Here is a 21,971-nt window from a genome sequence, read left to right on the forward strand (position 1 = left end):
TGTATGCGATGGTACTCGAGGAACAGCGGTGTTTACTGACGAATGAGGTGGTCGAAGGCAGACAGGGCTGCTTTGGACCCTTCACCCATGGCGATGATGATTTGTTTGTAGGGCGCTGTGGTGCAGTCCCCGGCAGCAAACACGCCCTCCAGGCTGGTTTGACCCTTGGCATCCACCACTATTTCGCCACGATTGGACAATTCCAGTGTGCCTTTCAGCCATTCGGTGTTGGGCAGCAAACCGATCTGAACAAAAATGCCTTCCAGCTCGACCTGTTTGCTCTCGCCTGTTGCGCGGTCGGTGTACACCAATCCATTGACCTTGGTGCCATCGCCCTTCACTTCGGTGGTGAGCGCATTCAGAATAACCGTCACGTTGGGCAAGCTGTGCAGCTTTTTCTGCAACACGGCATCGGCCCGCAGTTTGGTGTCAAATTCAAACAGCGTGACGTGTTTCACAATGCCAGCCAAATCAATGGCAGCCTCCACGCCGCTGTTGCCACCACCAATCACGGCCACGCGCTTGCCTTTGAACAGGGGGCCGTCACAGTGCGGGCAGTACGCCACGCCTTTGTTTCGGTATTCCTGTTCGCCGGGCACGTTCATTTCGCGCCAGCGTGCGCCGGTTGAAACGATGACTGTTTTGGCGTTCAGTTTGGCGCCGTTGTCCAGTTCAATTTCCAGCTTGTCGCCCACCTTTTGCAAGGCCTTGGCGCGTTGCAGGTTCATCACATCCACGTCATACGCTTTGACGTGTTGTTCCAGTTGGGCCACCATTTTGGGGCCTTCGGTTTCTTTCACCGAGATAAAGTTCTCAATGCCCAGCGTGTCGAGCACCTGGCCACCAAAACGTTCGGCCAGCACACCGGTTTTAATGCCTTTGCGAGCGGCGTAAATGGCTGCGGCGGCGCCGGCAGGGCCACCACCCACAATCAGCACATCAAATTCGCCTTTCTGGCTCAACTTTTGAGCCTCTTTTTCAGCGGCACCGGTGTCCAGCTTGGCCAGGATTTCCTCCAGCGCCATGCGACCGTTGCCAAAATTCTGTTCGCCTTTGAACACAGCGGGAACAGCCATGATCTTGCGCTGTTCAACCAGTGGCTGGAACAAAGCGCCATCGACCATGGTGTGGGAGAAACCCGGGTTCAATGCGGAGATGGTGTTGAAGGCCTGAACCACATCGGGGCAGTTGTGGCAGGACAATGAAATGAAGGTCTGAAACTCAAGACCGCCCTCGGGTGCCTGCAAACCTTTGATGCGTTCGACCACATCGGCGTCCAGCTTGGGTGGATGGCCACCCACATGCAACAGGCCCAGCAACAGGGAAGTGAATTCGTGCCCCATGGGCAAACCGGCGAACCGCACACGGCCTGTTTCACCAGCCTTGGCAATGGAGAAGGAGGGGCGCAAGGCATGGTCGCCGTCCAAGCGAACCGACACTTTGTCGGAGCACTCCTTGATCTCAAGCAGCAGCTCTTCCATTTTGTGCGCGTTGTCGCTGTTGTCCAGCGAGCCCACCAGTTCAATGGGGTGGCGCAGCATTTGCAGGTAAGTTTTCAATTGCTGTTTGATGTTGGCGTCAAGCATGCTTTTTCTCCAGGCAAATCGAGGGCATTCCCGCCCCTTGTGGGGGCGGGTTTGCGGGTACTACTCGGGGTGTTTCAGTTGAAGCGGGGCGGCTGGATTAGATCTTGCCGACCAGGTCCAACGAGGGGGTCAAGGCTGCGTCGCCTGCTTTCCACTTGGCTGGGCAAGCCTGGTTGGGGTTGGCGGCCACGTACTGGGCAGCCTGGATTTTGCGCTTCAGTTCGGAAGCATCACGGCCAATGCCCAGGTCGTGAATTTCAGCAACCTTGATCTTGCCCTGTGGGTCCATCACGAAGGTGCCGCGCAGTGCCAGGCCTTCTTCTTCGATCATCACACCAAAGTTGCGGGTGATTTGGCCTGTGGGGTCGCCAATCATTGGGAACTTGATTTTGGCGATGGTTTCCGATGCGTCGGCCCAGGCTTTGTGGACGAAGTGGGTGTCGGTGGACACGGAGAACACTTCCACACCCATGGATTTCAGTTCTTCGTACTGGTCAGCCAGGTCGCCCAGTTCTGTGGGGCACACGAAAGTGAAGTCGGCGGGGTAGAAGAAGAACACGGACCACTTGCCTTTCACGTCGGCTTCGGTCAGCTGGATTTCTTTGCCATTGCAGTATGCAGTTGCTTTGAAGGGCTTGATTTCAGTATTGATCAAAGACATGTTCAGGTCCTCTTGATTGGGTTAAAAACCAGTGAAATTTCAGAGAACCTGCAGTGTAGCGAAAAATGCTGCGATTGCAAAATTTAATGATCTAATTTTAGGAATAAATTATATCTATCAATCGCAAGTGGCTGATTTTAGGTTTTTTGTTTGTTCAGGTGGCTGGATATGCCATTCCAAATCGTGTTCATCAGCGTGTTGACCACTTGTTGACGAGGAACGTCTGGCCGGGTAACCCACCACTTGGCCAATTGCTCGCCTGCACCGGACAAACTGTGAGCAATCATCAGAATCTGGTCCTCTGTGACTGTGCCCCGGAGTTCATTGAACAGAACCGTGATCCTGTTCACGGTGTTAAACCGCATGTCCAACGCGGCTTGAGCGACCGGACCAGCCACAGCAGACCCACCCGCGTAGAGAAATCGCCACGCAGCAGGTTCGCGCTCTACAAAGTGGAAATAGCCTTCAAAGCCTGATCGAATGCGGCTTTCCAGGTCGGTCGACTTCAAGATTTCCTGTCGAATGTAATCGTCCAGCAGTTCTCGGGCCCGCTTCAGGCAAGCCAGATAGATGGCGTCTTTGCTGCCGAAAATATTGTAAATCACCGGGCGAGTCACGCCTGCTGCCTGCGCAATGTCCTCCACCGTGGTGCCTTGGTAGCCGGTTTCAATAAAGATGACTTGTGCGATGTCCAGCAGCTGTTTTTCCCGGGCTTCCGGCTTCATCCGGGTCTGCGTTTTTTTGTGCATTGCGCTGTGTTCTGTTCCGTTCTGCACCATCGCAGACCTTTTCTCTCCCCGCATTCAACTTTACAACCTTGTAACTTGAAGCGGGTGAGAGGGTGAGCGAAATGTTGCTTAGAACTTTGATTTGGCTTGGTCAAAAGCCTCTTTCAGGTTTTCCCAGGCCTTGTTGGCACCGTCTTTCAGGGATTCCACCGCATCGCCAGCAGATTCCCGAACCTCATCCAGCTTCTGGCGACCTTGCTCCAACTTGGCCTCCAGGGCGTCGATCGATTCATTCAGGTCTTTTTTGGCATCGGCATGCGCGCTGTCGGCTTTGGCTTTCAGCTTGTCGAGGTCGGCTTTCCATTCAGCCAGTTGGGCATTCATTTTGGCTTTGTAGTAGTCGAGATCGGCCATGTTCAGTACTCCTGTTAAACGTGGTCATGAGAGAACGTCACCTTGAGCCATACAGATGACAATTTCTGCTGCACAATCTCGAGTGAGTTCTCTACATGAATGTCATGGGTGGTGGTATGGGCGTGTCAGACACACGGGAGTTGTTGGTGTTCGTGAATGTTCTGCTTCAGCAATTGGGTGCCCCGGTACCGGCTGTACCTACCATGGTTGTGACGGCAGGTTTGAGCACGTCATGGGCCAATGTGGTGGTCTTGGCCATGGTTGCCACCCTGGCTTCGTTGTTGGCCGACTGGGTTTGGTACGCAGCGGGCCGGTACTACGGCTATCGGGTCTTGTCGGGTCTCTGTCGTCTGTCGATCAATCCGGAGTCTTGTGTGTCCACCACCGAGCTGCGTTTTCGCAATTGGGGGCCATGGTCCTTGGTGCTGGCCAAATTCATTCCAGGCTTCTCAACAGTGGCACCACCGATTGCTGGTGCAGTCAAAATGCCGGTGCTGAACTTTACGCTGGCCTCCGCCTTGGGGGCATTTTTGTGGGCTTTTGCGGCCATGCTGGCCGGCTGGCTTTTTCAGGACCAGGTTTCAGCCCTGTTCGATGTCTTCCGAAGCAACTGGATGGCCATGTTGCTGGTGGTTGGCCTCATCGTGTCCGTGTGGTTGTTGTGGAAGATTTCTCGCCGTTTGGCTTATGCCGCCAAGATGAAATCGCCCCGCATTTCTCCAGCAGACCTCCAACAGTTTTTGGGCTCAGTCAATGAGCCTGTTCGTCTACTGGATTTGCGGCCTGAACCGATCAAGCAAGCCGAGCCCTTGGCGGGTTGGCTGGATGCCAATCCGGACACGGTGTTGGCGCAGGCCAGCCAGTGGGGCGCGGGAGACGTGATTGTCACCATGTGCGCATGCCCTGGCGATGTCACAGCCAATCATGTGGCCAGCACTTTGCAGGAAGCTGGCTTTCTGAATGCCAAAACCCTGGAGGGTGGGTATGGTGCGTGGTCTGCGCATCTTCAGAAAAAATCCGTGTAACTTCCACTTGGCTTGAAGCGAACTGTGGGGGATGCATCCAGAATGCAGACCGAGCCGTTGTACACACGGCACTGTTGACAACAACAAGGGAGATTTCATGCAAAAGTTTTTTCAGGGTCTGACTGCGGCAGCGTTACTGGTCAGTGGTTTGACAATGATCACAACGCCGGCTCAGGCGCAGGATGTGATCAATTTCGGTGTGGGTTTGTACCAGCCAGACAAGGACAAAAACGACGCCACTTACACACCACTGGCCCAGTACCTGGAAAAAAAACTGGGCAAGCCCGTGAAACTGCGCACTGTGGACAGTTGGGAAGGTTTGGCGAAGTCATTGGCCAACGGTGAAACCGACATTGCCCTGATGGGCCCTTGGGGCTATGTGCTGGCCAACAATGAGTCCAAGGCCCAGGCTGTGGCCACCATCGAGTACGAAGGCAAGCCCGAGTACTTTGCCATCATGGTGACCAACCCCAAAAGCGGCATCAACAGCCCGGCAGACCTGAAAGGCAAAACCTTCGCATTTGGTGACAAGGGGTCCACGTCGGGTTACTTGATCCCCTTCCATTTTTTCCAGAAGCAGGGCATTAACCCCGACACTTATTTTTCCAAGGTGATTTACACCAAACACCAGGCCATAGAAACCCAGGTGGTGGAAGGCACACTGGACGCTGGTGCGGACTACAACCGCAATCGGGATGCCATGATTGCAGACGGCTTGATCAAGGCCCAGGATTCTAAAATCATTTGGACTTCAGACCCCTTGCCCAACGACGCTGTTGCGGTGAGCGAAAGCCTGTACAAGGACAAAGCCTTTGTTGAAAAACTGCAGTCGGCTTTGACCGGCATTGGCGCTGAACTGAAAAAGCAGCCCAACCTGCTGCCACCGCGTTACACCGGTTTTGTGAAGAAGGACAACAGCTATTACAAGCCGATTCGTGATGCGGGCTTGGCAACAGGGCGCTTGCAACCCAAATGACCCTGCGTGTGTTCAGCGGCCGGCCCGGCTTCTTCGGGCTGGTGTTTGTGTATGCCCTGGTGGTGTTGGCTTGCCTGTGGAGCCTGGGCGCAGCGGGTGATTTGACCACAGGCCGCAACCCTTGGGCCAACCTGGTGAAAACCGCCAGCGAGTTTGCACGGCCCAGTTTTTTGGATGTGTGGTTGGGCAACCCCAAGCTGGAATACAAAAGCGATGATGGCACTGTGCTGCGTGTCGAAAACCGCCGCGACGTTGAAGCCCAGTACCTGAAGCAACTGGGCGTGGCTGCGTGGGTGACTTTCAAAATTGCCACCTTGGGCTCACTGATGGCAGCGGTGTTGGCACTGCCATTTGCCGTAATCAGTGCGCGCAACATTCACGCACCCCGTGTGTTGGCCAGTCTTTGCCGGTCTGTGTTGGCCATTTCGCGCTCTGTTCACACCCTGGTGTTTGGGCTGGTGTTGGTGGGCATTGTGGGCTTGGGTCCCACTGCGGGCATTTTGGCCATTGCACTGCATAGCCTGGGCACCTACGGCAAGTTGTTCGCCGAGTCGATTGAAACACTGGACATGGCGTCCATTGAAGCGGTGCGGGGCGTGGGTGCCAGTGGGTCACAAACTTTTTTTTGGGCGGTGTGGCCCAATGTATTGCCGCAATGGGTGAGTAGCCACCTGTACATTTGGGAGTACAACATTCGCGACTCGACGATATTGGGTTTGATTGGTGCTGGTGGTTTGGGTTTGCTGATTTCCGAATCGGTCTCCCTGTTTCAGTGGGGGCGTTTGTCCACTATTTTGCTGGTCGTGGTGGTGATGGTGTCGGTGTTTGATGCACTTAGTCGCCGCATTCGCCAGGCCTTGCTGTAAATGAGTTCGGTTACCGCCATGATTGAACTGAGCAACGTCACTGTGCAGGCGCAGGGCAAAGTGTTGTTGCACATTCCCCAACTCACCGTGGCGCCCGGCGAACGGGTGGCGGTGCTGGGGCGCAATGGTGCAGGCAAGTCCACCTTGTTGCGGGTGTTAAACGGTTTTGTAAAACCAGTGGAGGGTATTGTTCGGGTCAACGGCCACACGGTATACCCTCAGCCGAAAAGCCCAGCACTGCGACACTTGCGTGCCGACATTGGTCAGGTGTTGCAGGGTTTGCATTTGGTGCCGCGCCTCACCGTGCTTGAAAACGTGTTGGTGGGTGGTTTGCACCGCATGCCCAAGGTGCGCAGTTGGTGTCGCATTTTCAACGCTGGTGAAATTGCCCAGGCCCAAGCGGCCTTGGCCGCTGTGAATGCGCAGCACCTGGCCAATACCCGTGCAGACCGTTTGTCGGGCGGTGAGCGGCAGAAAGTGGCCATTGCCCGCTTGTTGATGCAGGCACCCCAACTGGTGCTGGCCGACGAACCCACCGCTGCCCTGGACCCCACTGCGGCCGACGAGGTGTGTGAGTTGCTGGTGAAGGCAAGCACGGGCACCACCTTGTTGACCGTGGTTCACCAGGTGGAACTGGTGCCCAGGTTGGCCGACCGTGTTTTGGGTTTGCAGCAGGGGCAGTTGGTGATGGACTGCCCGGTGAGTCAACTGGGGCAACACCAACTGGATACCCTGTATGTTTGAAAAAGACACCATGCTGAACCAGGCGGGCCGCAGTTGTCCCATCCGTTACCGCTATGGTGCACATGCCGTGGGGCAGTCACCCGTCACGGTGTGCAACACCCTGTATGTCATTGGCGGCCTGTACGGCAACCCGTTTGCCTTGCAGGAAGTTTTGCGCATGGCCAGCGCTGAACCTGGGCCAGTGCGTCTTTGCTTCAATGGCGATTTCAACTGGTTCAACACCACCGATGAGGCTTTTGTTGGCATCAATGCCCAGGTGCTTCAGCACGACTGCGTGCTTGGCAATGTGGAGGCTGAACTGGGTGAGCCGCTGGATGCACCCGATTGCGGTTGTGCCTATCCTGACCATGTGGATCAAGGCGTGGTGGACCGTTCCAACCTGATCCACACCGCCTTGAAGCGAGTGGCGCAGCGCAATCCGGACTGGATTGCCCAGTTGAACGCACAGCCTTTTTATCGGCGTTACCAGGTGGGAAAGCTGCGGGTGGGTGTGGTCCACGGCGATTCGGAATCGCTGGCGGGTTGGCGATTCGACCCCAGCCACTTCGATGACCCGCGCGAGGCCTTGTGGCGGGCTGCCCAGTTCATGACGGCTGGCGTGCAAGTGTTTGCCAGCAGCCACACCTGCACGGCTGGTTTTTTGAATGAACCAGCTGGACTGATTAGCAACAATGGCGCAGCAGGCATGCCCAGTGTGGCGGGCAACACGGCGGGCATGATTACCCGGATTGGTCTGCAGCCATGGACTGAAGGGGCAGCGGTGGCGCGCGTGCGCCGGGATGGTGTTTGGTGTGAACAGCTGCCCGTGGCCTATGATCAGGCTCAATGGTTGAGCCTGTTTGAGCAATGGTGGCCTGCTGGATCGGCTGCTCACCTGTCCTATTTCCGACGCATCGCAGAAGGTGTTTAAGGTTGAAATTCCCCGTATTCATGCAAGCCACGCAACAGTGATGTGCAGTCCAGCCGCTGTTTCAGCAGCGGGAATTTTCTTAGAGTAGGTCCATTCCATTTTTCGAAGGGCCTGTGCCATGAATGCGCCGCTGAACAATACCCATGCAGACCTGGAGTATGGTCTGATTGCCCACACCCTGCGCGAGGCGGAGCTTCAAGAATTTGTGACCGCCATGCTCACACCTCGCGCCAGTGCATTGAAAGCGACGTTGGGTGACCTGGGTGTGCCTGTACGACATCTGGAATGGACCGGTGGCAAGCTGGCCTATGCGGTGCTTGGCTTTGGCCCTGTGGTGGTGTTGACCCATGGATGGGAAGGCGCTGCCAGTGACCTGAAGCCCATCGCCGCGACACTGGTCGAGGCGGGTTACCGCTGTGTGCTCTGGGACCTTCCCGCGCACGGTGATTCCAGCGGTGCCTGGACCAGCATCCCGCACAGTGCGCAGGCACTCCAAGCCTTGGTCGATCACATTGGCCCCATTCATGCCACGGTGTCCCATTCGGTGGGCAGCGCGGTGACTGTGCAGGCCTTGTCGGATGGCCTGCGGTGTGACCGCTCTGTGTTGATTTCACCACCCGGCCGTTACCTGGATTTTGTTGAGCACATTGCAGCCCAGTTCGGTTTTGCTGGAGAGGACTTGGAGCGCATTGTCGAAATTCTGGTGGAACGGGGGGTAGACGCGCGCGCGTTAAACCTGCCTCGGCAGGTGCAGGCGTTTGAGCATGCGGGTCTGTTCATACACGCCGAGAATGACCGGGTGTGCGATATCCGTTGGTCACACCTCGGTCACGCGGCTTGGCAAAATTCCAGCTTGATGGCGTTTCCCGACCTGGGTCACCGGCGAATTTTGTCAGCCCCCGCTGTGCTCGCCAGTGTCAGTGGTTTTTTGGCGCAGGATTGGTAAACCCACCATCTGACCGTTTTGGTTCAGGCTCAGCGGTTGCGCCCATAGGCGTCGTGTGAGGACACCCATTCGTCGGCCATGATGGCCGAAAGCAGGGAGAGGTCGCCGGCCAGCACGGTAGCCCCCACAATTTCCGCCAGTTTTTTGGCCTTGCCTTCGCCTTGGCAACCCAGCAGCGCGAGGCATTCGGCCTGTGTGGACAACCCTGTTCCACCACCCCGCGTGGCACAAATCACCGAGGGCAGGGTGACCGAAAAATACAGGTTGCCATCTGCAGTCAAGTCCATGAACACAAACCCGGCATGGCTTTCCACCACATTGGCCTCGTCTTGCCCGGTGGCAATGAACAGGGCGGCAATCCCATTGGCGGAATGCGGGCCGCTGTAAGCCGAGCCCGCCAGTTGGTTGCCAATCGCGCTGCGTTGCCGTTGTTTGAAAATAATTTCGGGTGTGGTGCGCGCCAGGCGTTGAAGTACCTCGCGCTGAATCACAGCTTCTGCAATCACGCGTTTGCCTCGGCTGTGCATCAGGTTCATGTGCGAATGCTTTTTGTCGGTTTCCGTGGCGCCGCTGAGCGCAAAGTGGGTGATGGTCTCGGGGCTGTTTTTGAGCATCCACTGCGCTGCGGCGTGGGTCGCCTTGCCGCACATGTTTTGCCCGGCTGCATCGCCTGTGGTGTAGTTGAACCGTGTGTACACCATGCGGGCAATTTGCCAGCGCTGGATGTGCATCAGCTTGCCGTGTTGGGTGGTGCGCTCGGCGGCCTGGCGTATGTCGGCCTCATGCGCATCCACCCAAGCCAGAAAGCGCTTGGCTGCACGGGCGTCTTCAAATTCAAACAAGGGTGCCCGCTGCATGAATTCTTCCACCACGGTTGTTTTCACACCGCCGGACTCGGACACAATCCGCATGCCCCGGCTGTAGCTGGCCACCAGTGTGCCTTCCGTGGTGGCCATGGGCACATAAAACCAGCCTTGGGCATGTTCACCGTTGATGAGCACCGGCCCGGCCACACCCACGGGCATTTGCACCACCCCGATGAAGTTCTCGGTGTTGTTGCGCAGGCTGTCGGGCGGCAGCGAATAGTGGGCGGTGTGCAGCAGGCTGGCCCCGGTCTGGGCGCTCAGGAATGCGCGGCGGGTGCTGGCCGCTTCCTCCGAATAATTGTCGTCCAGGCGTGGAATGGGTTGGCGTGCCGGAATGCTCATGTCGTCCTCGTGGGTGTTTTGTGTTTTCTCTATCTTAGCGGCAGTTGTGCAGGCTGTCCGTCCCGTTGTTCGATAAAACCGAAGCAATGGTTCTGCAAAAGCGGCTGGTTTCGAAGCATCGCTCTCCGTAACCTTCGCCCATGGAATTCTTTAACCGGGAGCGTTGTCATGGAAAGCGTGGTGAGTGTGCTGTCCCAAGACTTCATGGGACAGGCTGTTTGGTTGTGGTTGATGTTCATGGGGGTGGTGTTCACCCTGCTGGCGCTCGACCTGGGGGTGTTGCACAAAGACAGCCATGAAATTGGTGTGAAGGAAAGCCTGCTGTTGTCAGCCGGTTACATCACCGCTGGCCTGTTGTTTGGTGCCTGGGTGTGGTGGTACCTGGGGCCACAAAGCGGCATGGAATACCTGACCGGTTTCATGATCGAGAAATCGCTCTCGATGGACAATGTGTTTGTGATTGCGCTGATTTTTGGCTTCTTTGCCATACCGCGCCAGTACCAGCACCGGGTGTTGTTCTGGGGGGTGATGGGCGTGATTGTGCTGCGCGCCATCATGATCGGTTTGGGCTCTACCTTGGTGAAGGAATTCAGCTGGATCCTTTACCTGTTTGGTGCATTCCTGGTGATCACCGGTTTCAAGATGTGGTTCATGGCTGACCATGATCCGGACATTTCGAAGAACCCAATCTTGAAGTTTTTGCGTAAGCACCTGAAGGTGACCGACAAGCTGCATGGCAATGCCTTTTTTGTAAAGCTGCCCGACCCGGCCACCGGAAAAACCGTGCGGTGGGTGACGCCCTTGCTGCTGGCCCTGGTGTTGATTGAATTGGTGGACCTGGTGTTTGCGGTGGACTCGGTGCCGGCCATTTTTGCAATCACCACCGACCCGTTCATTGTCTACACCAGCAACATCTTCGCGATTTTGGGCCTGCGCGCCTTGTACTTTGCGCTGGCCGAAATGATTCACCGCTTCAAGTACCTGAAGTACGCCTTGGCCCTGGTGTTGGTGTTCATTGGTTCCAAGATTTTCCTGGTCAACATCATCGGAAAAATTCCAGCGGCCTTCTCGCTGTCGGTCACCCTCGGTCTGATATTGGCCGGTGTGTTGTTCTCACTCTGGAAGACACGGGAGGAGGCGCGCATGGCCTGATCCCGGTTGGATATTCAATCGGCAAAGCGGGCCAGGCTCATGCAGCTGGCCCGTGCTTCTTCCATGATGCGGTCGGTGAGGGCCTGCACGGTGGGAATGTCGTGCACCAAGCCCTGAGCCTGACCAATCAACTGAACACCATTGTTCAAGTTGCCGTCGATGGTGGCCCTGCGGATAGAGCCCACGGCAGCACCAAAGAACGTGAGGGTCAGCGTGTCCTTCAAGCCCTGTTGAAAGGCCATGCGCACGATGCTGACCAGCGACTTGCCGTTGTCACGCGCCGCTTTCAGGGCCCTTACCAAGGCACGACCCAACGACAGGCGTTTTTTGGTGACTGCCCGTGCATGGGGGGTGTCCATGACACGGCAGGGCAGGGTGTCGAAGTTGGCGGAGTAGATGGTCGAAAACACATCTTTGGCCACAATCGCCTGCTTGGTGTTGTCGTGCACCGGGCTTTCCTGTGTGGCAGCCCAGCGGGTGCCCATGGCCACGGCGTCAGCACCCAGTGACAAGGCTGCGACCAATGCACTGCCGCTGCTGAAACCCCCGGCAGCAATAATCGGCAATTGCGTGATTTGGCGAATGGCTGGCACCAGCACCAAGGACGTGACGGAGCCACCGTGTGCAGCGGCTTCATGACCCGTCACCAGCAAGGCGTCCACGCCCGCTTTTTCCGCGCCCAAGGCGTGTTTGGCGTTCACCACAGTCGCAATCACCTTGCCGCCGTAGGCATGCACGCGTTTGCACACCTCCGAACCATTGCCCAGCGAGAAGTTGATCACCGGCACCTGCTCTTGCAGCGCAATTTCGAGATTGTCCCAGGCACCGGGCATCATCAGCGCGCAGCCGATGCCAAAGGGTTTGGTCGTCAGGCTTTTCACCCGCCGAATTTCTTCGCGGGTTTCGTCGGGTGTCAGGTGACCAATCGCCAAAATGCCCAAACCGCCTGCATTGCTGGTGGCCGCCACCAGGGTGGAGTTGGCCACATACGTCATGCCGGGGCACACAATGGGGTGTTCAATCTTCAGCAGCTCGGTGATGCGGGTTTTCATAAGGTTGTCCTGACGGAAAGACCACGGATTAAAAAGAGGGGTGAAGGGCGCAGGTTCTGAACCCCACAAAAACGTCGTTGCGTTCGGGCAGGTAGGCCTGGCGATAGGTGCCACGAATCAGCATGGATGAGGTGGCGCACGAGCCACCCCGCACCACCTTGTGGTCACCAAACTGCAGTGTGGACATGAATGGATACATGTCCACGGAAAAGCCGTCGTAGGGCATGAATTGCTCGGATGTCCATTCCCACACGGTGCCGATCATCTGACGACAGCCAAACGGGCTGTCGCCTTCGGGCAGGGCGGTGACCGGCAAGCGTGCAAAATGGGCGCCATCCATGTCCACTCTTCGGGTGTCCATGTGTTTGCCCCAAGGCAAGGTGTTGAATGGTTGACCTTCGGCATTGCCCAAGGCCGCCACTTCCCATTCTGCTTCAGTGGGCAGGCGGCGACCTGCCCAGTTGCAATAGGCCTGTGCTTCCCAATAGCTCACATGCTTGACGGGTGCATCGGTTTGCAAAGGCAGCCACCGGTCGAAATGGCGTTCCAGCCATGCACTGTTGTCTTTTTTCCAGTACACCGGGTGTTGCTGGCCTTGGTGACGAAGCCAGCGTCGGCCACCCAAGCCCCAGAGGTCTTCGCGTTGATAGCCACCGTCTTCAACAAAAGCCAAAAACTCGGCATTGCTCACCAATGTTTTTGAGATCTCAAATCCATCCACCTGTTTGGAAAAGCCAGGCTTCTCGTTGTCGAAACAGAAGTCTGCACCCGCATAGTCAGCAGCCTGCGCAGGCATGCCAATGCGATACAGGCCAGATGGAATCTGCGCGTCGCCCAACGCGGCCGGTATGGCGGAAGGTTCGATTCGTGGGGGCTTTGCGCTGGGCGGTGGTGGGTAAGCAAGCGTTTGCCGACACCACATCAATGACTCGATGTGCATGTTGAGGTGGAAAATGGCGTACTTGTAAAGGTACAAGTCCTCGGGGGTCAGTGCTTTGGACTGGATGCGCTCCTCGACCCGGTTCAGGATGAGACGGAAATAGGCCTCGGTGTCGTCCTTGTTGGGAAACAAACCCGGATTCCAGCGGTCCTCGTGGGGCAGCTCAAAGGAGTCCCAAATATCGTCCAGCGCTGGGTTGACTGAGGGCGCCTTGTCCAGAATCTGGAACAGAAAACGCTCAAAGAAAAATGCCGCATGGCCCATTTCCCACACCGGCGGGTTGATGCCGGGGTGATAGGGCACCTGCAGTTGCGCAGCGCTGAGGCTGTTGATCAGGGCCAACGTGTTGTCACGGCTTGACCTTAACAAGGTCAGCAAGCCAGCTGTGTCATTCATGAAATGGGTGCGATGCTGCATCGAGGCGATGCTGATGACCACATTATAGGCGCATTCATTTCAGTGGCTGGCATACAATGAGCAGGCAGCGTAATCATGGTTTTGCACAGAACAACAACCTTCAGGAGCATGACAAATGACAACTCGCCCATTGCGAATGCTAGCCGCAGCCATCTTGGGCCTCGGCTTGATGACAGGCACTGCCTATGCCGACAAACCCGATCGTGACAATGGCCATGGCAACGGCCGCGGCAACTCGGGTAAGCACAAGGACCGTGGTGATCAATATGAATCACGCGGTGATGACGGCGACCGCTACCGTGACCGCGAGCGCCGTGATTCGGGTGGCATCAACGCGTCGATTAACTTCAGTTTTGGCGGGGCGGACATTCGCACCGTTCGCGATTATTACGGTGGCCAGGCTGCCAAAGGCCACTGCCCACCCGGCTTGGCCAAAAAAGGCAATGGCTGCCAGCCACCCGGCCAGGCCCGCAAGTGGCACAAAGGCCAGGCCCTGCCCCGCGACCTGCGCTATTACGACGTTCCCAATGAGTTGCGCATTCGCCTGCCAGCCCCACCAGCGGGGCACAAGTATGTGCAGTTGGGGGCTGACCTCCTGTTGATTGCAGTGGGCACATCCATTGTGGTGGATGCGGTTCAGGACATTTTTTGAGGTCGACTTGGCTCACCCAGCAAGGCTTCAAAAGCCAAGGCCGCATTGCTTTGTGGCCTGTTGGGTAATCTCAGGCGGTACAGGGTTCGCTTCAATTGCACGCCGGTCGGGTGCAGGCGGCGAACCCGCTTCAAAGCCAACGCATCTCTGGCCATGATTTTGGGAACCACGCCCACACCACAACCTGCAGCCACGGTGTGCAAAATGGCTTCATTGCTGTTCAATTCCACCAGATTGGGGCGTTCAATACCCAACTCACGCAGCGCCTGTTCAGCAGCCTCGCGACTTCCAGAACCGGGCTCGCGAACCATCCACAGGCTGTCTTCCAGGTTCAGTCGCTTGCTGGTTTGCGCTGACTGTGCTGGTGCAATCAAGACCATGTCTTCAGTACGCCAAGGGCGGCTTTCCACGGCAGGGTCGTGAATGGCGCCTTCCACCAGGGCCACATCCACTGAACAATCCACCAGCCAATTGCGCACCGTGTCGGTGTTGGCACTGCGCAATTTCAATTCAATGGTGGGATGTTGGTTTAAAAACTGACCGATGATGGCCGGTAGCCAGTAATCGGCCACTGTGGTGCTGGCACCAATCACCAGTGTGCCGTGTTGCAGGTTACGAAAGCCCCGCAACACTTCGGACGCTTCCCGTTCAATGGCCATCAACGCCCGGCCGTAGTCATACAGCACCTGGCCTGCCTCGGTGGGGCGAAAGCGCTTGCCCTGTCGCTCCAGCAGGGTGGTTCCCAGTTGTTCTTCCAGTTCACGCACCCCTTTGGACACGGCGGGTTGGGTGAGCTGCAGCACATCGGCAGCTCGGGTAAAGCCTTGCTCACGCACGGCGATCACAAACAATTTCAGCAGGTGTAGGTTCATACATGAGTAAAAGTTATGAATCAGTAAAAACCATTATCTATAAGAATGATTAAAAAATCACCATGATGTGGCTTAAGCATCACTTCAAGAGCCAGCAGCCATGCGCGTTATTTCCCAGCCTTTGCACAACCGGTACACCCTGCGGGGGTGGATGGGGGCCTTGTTGTGCGCTGCACTGACCGCTGTGGCCTGGGTATTGGCGGTGCCTTTCAAAGCGCAGGCGCTGGGTTTGGGCCTGTTGCCCTTGGTAATGGCCTTGGGGGTGGTGTGGGCCAACACCGGTTTGCCGGTACCTGCGTCGAATGAACAGGGTCTGCGCTGGTGCAAAACCATTGCATTGCGCACAGGCCTGGCCTTGTTTGGGTTTCAGATCAGCCTGTCAGAGGTGCTGGGGCAGGGTGTGTGGGGCATGGCCTCGGCCATGTTGATGGTGCTGAGCACCTTGGCCACCGCACAGGTGCTGGGTCGCTGGTTGGGCCTGTCGCCCCGGCAACGGTTGTTGGTCGGCATGGGCAGTGCCATTTGTGGTGCAGCAGCCATTGCCGCCACCGAGTCCGGCTGGAAGGGGCGCAGTGACGAGACCGCCGCCGCCTTGGCCACCGCCCTGGTATTTGGAATGCTCAGCATGGTGGCCTTGCCTTGGTTGGCTGTGAACCTGCACTTGAGCGATGCGCAAGCGGGCGCATGGATTGGCTTGTCCATTCACGAAATGGGGCATGTGGTGGCTGCTGCACTGTTTGTGGGCGGGCACAGTGCACCGGTGGCGGTGCTGGACAAAATGATGCGGGTTTTTTTGTTGGCACCGACCTTGGTGCTGGTGTTGCGCGCCGCACCATTTGAGGGTCAAAAACATGCACCGGTTCGTGTTCCTGCCTTCTTGTGGGGCTTTGTGCTGGCGGTGCTACTGAATTCAATGGCATGGGTACCAGCGTGGGTTTTGCCTTGGTTGAATCAGCTTGCGCAGTGTGCATTGGCTTTGGGTTTGGCGGCATTGGGGCTATCGACGCGGTGGGATGATTTGAAATTGGCCGGTTGGAAAGTGTGGGTGTTGGGTGCTGCGTTGTGTGCGCAGTTGTGGGTGTTTGGCTTGGTGCTGGCGCACCAGTGCAGTGCAACATGATTGGCATGGCATTTGCATGTCATAACCTGTCATAACAAGTGTGGTGCAGCGGGGTGGTTATGAAGAATTCAACAGCGTCTTCACAGGTGGTTTCACTGACAGATTCCGTGGTCAGCATGCCCCTGTACACGCAGGTGCGTGAGGCTCTGCGGGAACAAATTCTGGATGGCACCTACCCGCCCCATTCACAAATGCCGTCTGAAGCGCAAATGATTCGGCAGTTCGGCGTGAGCCGCATCACTGTGCGGCAGGCCTTGGGTGACCTTCAAAAAGAAGGGCTGATTTTCAAGGTGATGGGCAAGGGCAGCTTTGTGTCCAAACCCAAGGCGTTTCAAAGCCTGTCCAAATTGCAGGGCTTCAACGAGGCCATGGGCCAGTCGGGTTACGAAACCCATGCACGGGTGCTGAGCGCCAAAGTGGTGCCAGCCACGGTGCACGTCGCAAGTCGCCTGCACTTGAAGCCAGGTGAGCCCGTTTTTGAAATTCAGCGTTTGCGGTTTCTCAACCGCGAGCCTTTGTCGCTGGATGTGAGTTATTTCCCGCAAGCGGTGGGTGAGCGACTGGTTCAGGAAGATCTGGCTGTGCGGGACGTTTTTGCCATTCTGGAAAACGATTTGGGCCACAACCTGACCCATGCTGACCTGCAGATTGAGGCCATCACGGCCGACGAAACGCTGGCACATCAATTGCGAGTGAATGAGGGCAGTGCCTTGCTGCGCATGGAGCGTTTGACCCATGCCGGTGATGTGCCCCTCGATTTTGAATACCTGTACCTGAGGGGCGATGCATTCCAGTATCGCCTGCGAATCAACCGGTCCTGAGCGAGGTGAAACATGAAGCGGATTGATCTGGAATACGACTTGGTGGTGATTGGTGGTGGAACCGGCGGCCCCATGGCCGCTGTGAAGGCCAAGGAGAAAAACCCGAAGCTGAGGGTGCTGTTGATTGACAAGGCCAACGTGAAGCGCAGCGGGGCCATTTCCATGGGCATGGATGGTTTGAACAACGCCGTGATTCCGGGGCACGCCACAGCCGAGCAGTACGTGAAGGAAATCACGATTGCCAACGACGGCGTTGTAGACCAGGAAGCGGTGATGGCCTATGCCGCCAACAGCTTCGATATGATTCAGGAGCTCGACAAGTGGGGCGTGAAGTTCGAAAAGGACGAAACCGGGGACTACTCGGTGCGCAAAGTTCACCACTTGGGCAGCTACGTGTTGCCCATGCCGGAAGGTCACCACATGAAGCGTGTGTTGTACCGACAGTTGAAGCGAACCCGGGTTGAAGTGACCAACCGGGTGGTGGTGACCCGCCTGATTACCGGGGCAAATGGTGAGGTAACGGGTGTGATGGGCTTTGACTGCCGCACAGCCGACTTTTATGTCATCCGTTGCAAAGCAGCCGTGATATCCACAGGCGCTGCCGGGCGCATTGGCTTGCCAGCATCTGGTTACCTGATGGGCACCTATGAAAACCCCACCAACTGCGGCGATGGTCATGCCATGGCATACCACGCCGGTGCAGCGCTGGCCAACCTGGAATGCTTCCAGATCAACCCGCTCATTAAGGACTACAACGGCCCAGCCTGTGCGTACGTGACAGGTCCCTTTGGTGGGTACACGGCCAACGCGGCTGGCGAGCGCTTCATTGAATGCGACTACTGGAGCGGCCAGATGATGCTGGAGTTTTACCGCGAGTTGCAGAGTGGCAATGGGCCCGTGTTCCTGAAGCTGGACCATTTGGCCGAAGAAACCATTGGTGAGATTGAAACCATTTTGCACACCAATGAACGCCCCAGCCGGGGCCGGTTCCATGAAGGGCGGGGCAACGATTACCGCAAGGAAATGATTGAAATGCACATTTCCGAGATTGGTTTTTGCAGTGGGCACAGTGCCTCGGGCATTTGGATCAACGCGCGTGGCGAAGCCTCCATTCCCGGCTTGTATGCGGCCGGTGATTGCGCCAGTGTGCCGCACAACTACATGCTGGGTGCCTTTGTATACGGAAAAATTTGTGGCCAGAATGCGGCCGACTATTGTGCAGCCACTGACTTTACACCGCTGGATGAAAGCCAGATTCAGGCCGAGCATGACCGCATTGAAGCCCCGTTGTTGCGCACCTCGGGCCTGACGCCTTACCAGATTGAGTTCAAGACACGTCGCTTGGTGAATGACTACCTGCAGCCGCCCAAGGTAACGCGTAAGTACCAAATTGGCCTGCGCCGTTTGCAAGAAGTACGCGAAGACCTGAAAGCGATGGTGGCCACCAACCCGCACGAGCTGATGCGGGCCATGGAAGCCACCTCCATTCTGGATTGCGCGGAAATGGCTGCAGTGTCGTCGCTGTACCGAACCGAAAGCCGTTGGGGCCTGTACCACTTCAATGTGGACCATCCGGAGCGCGACGATGCCAACTGGTTCTGTCACACCCTGCTGTACAAAAATGCGCAAGGCGATATGTCGATGAAGAAAAAAGACATTGAGCCCTACATCGTGCCGATTGATGAAGCGGAAAAGAATGCCTACCAGCGCTTGCGGGTGGTGGGTGAGGCGGCTTGATGCGTCGCTGGTGAATGAACGACAAGCCGTACAACCGATTGAACCGATGAGGTGAACCATGACATTGGCAACAACCCTGACCCAAGTACCGGTCAAAGTAGCAAACGACAAGTGCATTGCCGAGAAAGGCTGCACGGTGTGCGTGGACGTATGCCCACTGGATGTATTGGCGATTGACCATGTGACGGGCAAGGCATTCATGAAATTTGATGAATGCTGGTATTGCCTGCCGTGTGAGACGGACTGCCCCACGGGCGCCATCCATGTTGATATTCCATTCCTGTTGCGTTGAGGCCCACCATGAGCACAGACATGTTGGATATGCAGGCTCGCTTGATGAGCCCAGACGCTGCGGTGCGCAGGCTGGCGGTGATTGACCTGCCCTACAGCGATGAAGATGACATTGAACAACTGCTTCAGCCCCTGTTGAAAGACCCGGATGCATCGGTGCGCATGGAGGCTGTGAAAGCCCTGGAGGGGTTTGAAGACCTGGACACGGTGAGCGCGCTGGCCCAATGCCTGCTGGACACAGATGCAGAGGTTCGCGAAGCCACGTCCACCGTGCTGGCTGAATTGAAAGAATCGGCATCGGCCGCGCCACTGATTCCCTTCTTGACCCATGCAGAGCCGGGTGTTCGGGCAGCTGCCCTAAAAGCCGTGCGGGCCTTGCGGGTGGATGAGGCGTATGCACCCGCACTGGGCCAGTTGAAAGACCCAGACCCTGCTGTGCGCCGCGAAGCGGTGGGTGTGCTGGGCTACTTGAAGCGCACCGATGCGATTGGCCATTTGGCCGAGGTGGCTGCGCACGACCCCGATGGTGAGGTGCGGCGGATTGCGGTGGGGGCCTTGGCCTACAGCACCGAGGTGAGTGCAGTGCCGTCACTGGTGCGTGCCTTGGGTGACTCGGTCTGGATGGTGCGTGAAGAAGCCGCTGCTACCTTGGGGAAGATGCGCATGGTGCAAGCCACCGACGAATTGATTGCAGCCCTGAAAGACGATTACTGGCAGGTTCGGGTGCGTGCTGCGCGGGCCCTGGGTTGGTTTAAAGCCTTATCGGCACTGCCAGCGTTGGTGGAGGCCCTGACCGACACCGTGAGCAACCTGCGCAAAGAGGCGGCCATTGCCCTTGGGGAAATCGGTGATACCCGGGCCATTCCTGCCCTGGAAAAAGCGCTGGACGATACCGACCCCGATGTGCGCAAGCTGGCTCGCTTGGCGTTGACCAACATCACCCTTCAACACAACTCGGGAGAACGCACATGACCTTTGTCGTTACCGAAGCCTGCATACGTTGCAAATACACCGATTGCGTGTCGGTGTGCCCGGTGGACTGTTTCCATGAAGGGCCCAATTTTTTGGTGATTGACCCTACTGGTTGTATCGACTGCGGTGTGTGTGTGCCCGAATGCCCGGCCAGTGCCATTTACGAAGAGACGGACTTGCCAGCCGATCAGCAGGCCTTTGTGGCCATCAATGCCCGGCTTGCGCAGCAATGGCCGGTCATCAGCGCTGCCAAAGAGCCCATGGCCGATGCAGAGCAATGGGCCGATGTCAAAGGAAAACTGCAGTACCTGGAAGAGGAGTGTCCACAAACCCAATCTTGAAGACCGTGCACATTCTTCCATTCATTCAACTGTCATCCACCACACAACGCAGTGTTCAACAACAAACGCAACACAAGGATAGTTGACATGAAACCAGGAACAGATACACGCACTGCCGCATTGCGCGGCCTTGTTAAAGCCACTTCAGCCATGGTGCTGGCGTGCGCCATTCCGCTGACTGTATGGGCCGATGTGGTCACCGTGGGTATTGGCACCCAAAACACCACCACCAACACTGTGACAGGCGGTGTGGTCATCAAGGAATTGGGCTTGCTGGAGAAAGAGCTGGCCAAAATTCCGAAATACAAAAACACCCAGTTCAAGATTGAGTGGCAGAACTTTACCTCTGGCCCGCCCGTGACCAATGGCATGGTGGCCAACACCTTGCAGATTGGCATGATGGGCGATTATCCACTGCTGGTGAATGGTGCAACCTTTCAGGCCAGCAACGAAACCCGCAGCCGCTTGATTGCCATCATTGCCTACAACGCCGACGGGGCCGGCAATGGCATCGTGGTTCACAAAGACTCGCCGTATTACGACCTGATGGACCTGAAAGGCAAGAAGGTGTCGGTGCCGTTTGGTTCTGCAGCGCATGGCATGTTGCTGAAGGCGATGGAAGACCGTGGTTTGAAACCCGAGGACTTTGAGCTGTCGAGCCAAAGCCCGGAGGTGGGTACATCCAGCTTGCAGGAAAAGCGCATTGATGGTCACGCCGACTTTGTGCCCTTTGCCGAGTTGCTGCCGTATCGCGGTTTCGCCCGCAAAATTTTCGATGGTGCTGAAACCCGGGTGCCCACATTTCACGGTGTGGTGGTGCGCGAGGACTTCGCCAAAAAATACCCCGAGTTTGTGGTGGCGTATTTGAAGGCCTTGATGGAAGCCAACAACTGGGTACGCAAAAACCCGGTGCAAGCCGCAGAAAAAATTGAGCAGTGGACCCGGGTTGAGAAAGAAGTGGTCTACATGTTTTTAGGCCCAGGTGGCATTCACACGCTGGACCCCACCATCAAGCCACGCTGGGTTCAAACCGTGAAGTACGACCATGGCGTGTTAAAGCGCATGGGGCGTGTGAAGGACTTTGACGCCGATGCCTGGGTGGATGAAAGTTACTTGAAGCAGGCTTTTGCCGACCTGAAGCTGGATTACGACAAACAGAAGGTGAGCCAGAGCAATTACGAAATCAGCGGAAAGGACCCACTCTGCGGCGGTGACATCCTCAATCCACGACAGGCGGGTGAGGTGTGGATTGAAGGCGGTGCCATTACCGCGTACAAGTCGGCCAATTGCACGCTGGCAGCCATCAAGAAAGCAGAGAGTGCAGGCAAGAAGATTGGTGTGGCCTATGTGTATGACCAAAGCATGCGCATCAAGGTGTTTGCAGACAAGGCCTATTACGCCTTGAAGGCAGGTGGCAAGGGCGGTGCGGACATCACACCCTTTTTGTTGAAGAAAGACGCCGAAGCCTACGCAGCCAAAGTGGGCGGAAAGGTTGGCTTGTACCCGGACGCCTTGGCACTGGCCGAGAAATAACATTCAT

23 protein-coding genes are annotated in these 21,971 nt (G+C 56.7%); 15 read left to right on the forward strand and 8 right to left on the reverse strand.

Annotated elements, in window-relative coordinates:
• Positions 1–32: 32 nt before the first annotated feature.
• The 4 genes from ahpF to VGE55_RS03250 form a co-directional block, all read right to left on the reverse strand.
• Positions 33–1,586 carry an alkyl hydroperoxide reductase subunit F gene (gene ahpF, locus VGE55_RS03235; protein ID WP_331130282.1) on the reverse strand — a complete coding sequence of 518 codons (1,554 nt, stop codon included), beginning with the start codon at positions 1,584–1,586 and terminating at the stop codon, positions 33–35.
• Between the two features lie 97 nt (positions 1,587–1,683).
• Positions 1,684–2,247 (reverse strand): alkyl hydroperoxide reductase subunit C, encoded by a 564-nt coding sequence (gene ahpC / locus VGE55_RS03240; protein ID WP_331130283.1) that lies wholly within the window; start codon positions 2,245–2,247, stop codon positions 1,684–1,686.
• A gap of 137 nt (positions 2,248–2,384) precedes the next feature.
• Positions 2,385–2,996 (reverse strand): TetR/AcrR family transcriptional regulator, encoded by a 612-nt coding sequence (locus VGE55_RS03245; RefSeq protein WP_331130284.1) that lies wholly within the window; start codon positions 2,994–2,996, stop codon positions 2,385–2,387.
• 108 nt (positions 2,997–3,104) lie between these two features.
• Positions 3,105–3,389, reverse strand: a complete 285-nt coding sequence (locus tag VGE55_RS03250; RefSeq protein ID WP_331130285.1) for a coiled coil domain-containing protein — start codon at positions 3,387–3,389, stop codon at positions 3,105–3,107.
• 95 nt (positions 3,390–3,484) lie between these two features.
• Between VGE55_RS03250 and VGE55_RS03255 the strand changes: the two genes are divergently transcribed.
• The 6 genes from VGE55_RS03255 to VGE55_RS03280 all read left to right on the forward strand — a co-directional run bounded on the left by VGE55_RS03255 (position 3,485) and on the right by VGE55_RS03280 (position 8,856).
• Positions 3,485–4,414, forward strand: coding sequence for a VTT domain-containing protein (locus tag VGE55_RS03255; RefSeq protein WP_331130286.1), 930 nt, complete (start codon positions 3,485–3,487; stop codon positions 4,412–4,414).
• 97 nt (positions 4,415–4,511) lie between these two features.
• A complete protein-coding gene (locus tag VGE55_RS03260; protein WP_331130287.1) occupies positions 4,512–5,390 on the forward strand; it encodes a phosphate/phosphite/phosphonate ABC transporter substrate-binding protein in 879 nt (292 codons plus the stop codon).
• Positions 5,387–6,256, forward strand: a complete 870-nt coding sequence (phnE, locus tag VGE55_RS03265; RefSeq protein WP_331130288.1) for a phosphonate ABC transporter, permease protein PhnE — start codon at positions 5,387–5,389, stop codon at positions 6,254–6,256. The genes VGE55_RS03260 and phnE overlap by 4 nt, the downstream gene beginning before the upstream one ends.
• Positions 6,257–7,000 carry a phosphonate ABC transporter ATP-binding protein gene (locus VGE55_RS03270; RefSeq protein ID WP_331130289.1) on the forward strand — a complete coding sequence of 248 codons (744 nt, stop codon included), beginning with the start codon at positions 6,257–6,259 and terminating at the stop codon, positions 6,998–7,000.
• The gene (locus VGE55_RS03275) at positions 6,993–7,910 is read left to right on the forward strand and encodes a hypothetical protein (RefSeq protein WP_331130290.1); all 918 of its coding nucleotides are present in this window, start codon (positions 6,993–6,995) and stop codon (positions 7,908–7,910) included. The genes VGE55_RS03270 and VGE55_RS03275 overlap by 8 nt, the downstream gene beginning before the upstream one ends.
• 118 nt (positions 7,911–8,028) lie before the next feature.
• Positions 8,029–8,856 carry an alpha/beta hydrolase gene (locus VGE55_RS03280; RefSeq protein ID WP_331130291.1) on the forward strand — a complete coding sequence of 276 codons (828 nt, stop codon included), beginning with the start codon at positions 8,029–8,031 and terminating at the stop codon, positions 8,854–8,856.
• Positions 8,857–8,885: 29 nt separating this feature from the next.
• Here VGE55_RS03280 and VGE55_RS03285 read toward each other — a convergent pair whose 3' ends face one another.
• A complete protein-coding gene (locus VGE55_RS03285) occupies positions 8,886–10,064 on the reverse strand; it encodes a hydroxymethylglutaryl-CoA reductase (RefSeq protein ID WP_331130292.1) in 1,179 nt (392 codons plus the stop codon).
• Between the two features lie 168 nt (positions 10,065–10,232).
• On the opposite strand from VGE55_RS03285, the gene VGE55_RS03290 reads away from it, so the two are divergent.
• Positions 10,233–11,216 (forward strand): TerC family protein, encoded by a 984-nt coding sequence (locus tag VGE55_RS03290; RefSeq protein WP_331130293.1) that lies wholly within the window; start codon positions 10,233–10,235, stop codon positions 11,214–11,216.
• 14 nt (positions 11,217–11,230) lie between these two features.
• On the opposite strand, the gene VGE55_RS03295 is transcribed toward VGE55_RS03290, so the two are convergent.
• Together VGE55_RS03295 and senA are read right to left on the reverse strand one after the other, a co-directional pair.
• Entirely contained in the window at positions 11,231–12,268 is a 1,038-nt protein-coding gene (locus tag VGE55_RS03295) for a nitronate monooxygenase (protein WP_331130294.1), read from the reverse strand.
• A gap of 28 nt (positions 12,269–12,296) precedes the next feature.
• Positions 12,297–13,604 (reverse strand): selenoneine synthase SenA, encoded by a 1,308-nt coding sequence (gene senA / locus VGE55_RS03300; RefSeq protein WP_331130295.1) that lies wholly within the window; start codon positions 13,602–13,604, stop codon positions 12,297–12,299.
• Between the two features lie 136 nt (positions 13,605–13,740).
• On the opposite strand from senA, the gene VGE55_RS03305 reads away from it, so the two are divergent.
• On the forward strand, positions 13,741–14,277 hold the full coding sequence (locus tag VGE55_RS03305) for an RcnB family protein (RefSeq protein WP_331130296.1): 537 nt from the start codon (positions 13,741–13,743) through the stop codon (positions 14,275–14,277).
• Here VGE55_RS03305 and VGE55_RS03310 read toward each other — a convergent pair.
• Positions 14,262–15,149 (reverse strand): LysR family transcriptional regulator, encoded by an 888-nt coding sequence (locus tag VGE55_RS03310; RefSeq protein ID WP_331130297.1) that lies wholly within the window; start codon positions 15,147–15,149, stop codon positions 14,262–14,264. The two genes, VGE55_RS03305 and VGE55_RS03310, sit on opposite strands and share 16 nt — an antisense overlap.
• 100 nt (positions 15,150–15,249) lie before the next feature.
• Between VGE55_RS03310 and VGE55_RS03315 the strand changes: the two genes are divergently transcribed.
• The 7 genes from VGE55_RS03315 to VGE55_RS03345 all read left to right on the forward strand — a co-directional run bounded on the left by VGE55_RS03315 (position 15,250) and on the right by VGE55_RS03345 (position 21,964).
• Complete coding sequence (locus tag VGE55_RS03315) at positions 15,250–16,269, forward strand: YeiH family protein (RefSeq protein ID WP_331130298.1); 1,020 nt, start codon at positions 15,250–15,252, stop codon at positions 16,267–16,269.
• 59 nt (positions 16,270–16,328) lie between these two features.
• Positions 16,329–17,090: a GntR family transcriptional regulator gene (locus VGE55_RS03320; RefSeq protein WP_331130299.1), complete on the forward strand. Its 762-nt coding sequence runs from the start codon at positions 16,329–16,331 to the stop codon at positions 17,088–17,090.
• 12 nt (positions 17,091–17,102) lie between these two features.
• Positions 17,103–18,827: a fumarate reductase/succinate dehydrogenase flavoprotein subunit gene (locus VGE55_RS03325; protein WP_331130300.1), complete on the forward strand. Its 1,725-nt coding sequence runs from the start codon at positions 17,103–17,105 to the stop codon at positions 18,825–18,827.
• 58 nt (positions 18,828–18,885) lie between these two features.
• Entirely contained in the window at positions 18,886–19,119 is a 234-nt protein-coding gene (locus VGE55_RS03330) for a ferredoxin family protein (protein WP_331130301.1), read from the forward strand.
• An 8-nt stretch (positions 19,120–19,127) separates the two neighbouring features.
• Positions 19,128–20,090, forward strand: a complete 963-nt coding sequence (locus VGE55_RS03335) for a HEAT repeat domain-containing protein (protein ID WP_331130302.1) — start codon at positions 19,128–19,130, stop codon at positions 20,088–20,090.
• The gene (fdxA, locus tag VGE55_RS03340) at positions 20,087–20,431 is read left to right on the forward strand and encodes a ferredoxin FdxA (RefSeq protein WP_331130303.1); all 345 of its coding nucleotides are present in this window, start codon (positions 20,087–20,089) and stop codon (positions 20,429–20,431) included. Before VGE55_RS03335 ends, fdxA begins: the two co-directional genes overlap by 4 nt.
• Before the next feature lie 87 nt (positions 20,432–20,518).
• Positions 20,519–21,964: an ABC transporter substrate-binding protein gene (locus VGE55_RS03345; protein ID WP_331130304.1), complete on the forward strand. Its 1,446-nt coding sequence runs from the start codon at positions 20,519–20,521 to the stop codon at positions 21,962–21,964.
• The last annotated feature ends 7 nt before the right edge of the window (positions 21,965–21,971 follow it).

Source organism: Limnobacter sp., from assembly GCF_036405155.1.
Classification (GTDB): Bacteria; Pseudomonadota; Gammaproteobacteria; order Burkholderiales; family Burkholderiaceae_B; genus Limnobacter.

Coding starts and splice junctions, on each gene's coding strand:
- ahpF (WP_331130282.1), bottom strand. CDS start 1,586: ATGCTTGACGCCAACATCAAACAGCAATTGAAAACTTACCTGCAAATG.
- ahpC (WP_331130283.1), bottom strand. CDS start 2,247: ATGTCTTTGATCAATACTGAAATCAAGCCCTTCAAAGCAACTGCATAC.
- VGE55_RS03245 (WP_331130284.1), bottom strand. CDS start 2,996: ATGCACAAAAAAACGCAGACCCGGATGAAGCCGGAAGCCCGGGAAAAA.
- VGE55_RS03250 (WP_331130285.1), bottom strand. CDS start 3,389: ATGGCCGATCTCGACTACTACAAAGCCAAAATGAATGCCCAACTGGCT.
- VGE55_RS03255 (WP_331130286.1), top strand. CDS start 3,485: ATGAATGTCATGGGTGGTGGTATGGGCGTGTCAGACACACGGGAGTTG.
- VGE55_RS03260 (WP_331130287.1), top strand. CDS start 4,512: ATGCAAAAGTTTTTTCAGGGTCTGACTGCGGCAGCGTTACTGGTCAGT.
- phnE (WP_331130288.1), top strand. CDS start 5,387: ATGACCCTGCGTGTGTTCAGCGGCCGGCCCGGCTTCTTCGGGCTGGTG.
- VGE55_RS03270 (WP_331130289.1), top strand. CDS start 6,257: ATGAGTTCGGTTACCGCCATGATTGAACTGAGCAACGTCACTGTGCAG.
- VGE55_RS03275 (WP_331130290.1), top strand. CDS start 6,993: ATGTTTGAAAAAGACACCATGCTGAACCAGGCGGGCCGCAGTTGTCCC.
- VGE55_RS03280 (WP_331130291.1), top strand. CDS start 8,029: ATGAATGCGCCGCTGAACAATACCCATGCAGACCTGGAGTATGGTCTG.
- VGE55_RS03285 (WP_331130292.1), bottom strand. CDS start 10,064: ATGAGCATTCCGGCACGCCAACCCATTCCACGCCTGGACGACAATTAT.
- VGE55_RS03290 (WP_331130293.1), top strand. CDS start 10,233: ATGGAAAGCGTGGTGAGTGTGCTGTCCCAAGACTTCATGGGACAGGCT.
- VGE55_RS03295 (WP_331130294.1), bottom strand. CDS start 12,268: ATGAAAACCCGCATCACCGAGCTGCTGAAGATTGAACACCCCATTGTG.
- senA (WP_331130295.1), bottom strand. CDS start 13,604: ATGAATGACACAGCTGGCTTGCTGACCTTGTTAAGGTCAAGCCGTGAC.
- VGE55_RS03305 (WP_331130296.1), top strand. CDS start 13,741: ATGACAACTCGCCCATTGCGAATGCTAGCCGCAGCCATCTTGGGCCTC.
- VGE55_RS03310 (WP_331130297.1), bottom strand. CDS start 15,149: ATGAACCTACACCTGCTGAAATTGTTTGTGATCGCCGTGCGTGAGCAA.
- VGE55_RS03315 (WP_331130298.1), top strand. CDS start 15,250: ATGCGCGTTATTTCCCAGCCTTTGCACAACCGGTACACCCTGCGGGGG.
- VGE55_RS03320 (WP_331130299.1), top strand. CDS start 16,329: ATGAAGAATTCAACAGCGTCTTCACAGGTGGTTTCACTGACAGATTCC.
- VGE55_RS03325 (WP_331130300.1), top strand. CDS start 17,103: ATGAAGCGGATTGATCTGGAATACGACTTGGTGGTGATTGGTGGTGGA.
- VGE55_RS03330 (WP_331130301.1), top strand. CDS start 18,886: ATGACATTGGCAACAACCCTGACCCAAGTACCGGTCAAAGTAGCAAAC.
- VGE55_RS03335 (WP_331130302.1), top strand. CDS start 19,128: ATGAGCACAGACATGTTGGATATGCAGGCTCGCTTGATGAGCCCAGAC.
- fdxA (WP_331130303.1), top strand. CDS start 20,087: ATGACCTTTGTCGTTACCGAAGCCTGCATACGTTGCAAATACACCGAT.
- VGE55_RS03345 (WP_331130304.1), top strand. CDS start 20,519: ATGAAACCAGGAACAGATACACGCACTGCCGCATTGCGCGGCCTTGTT.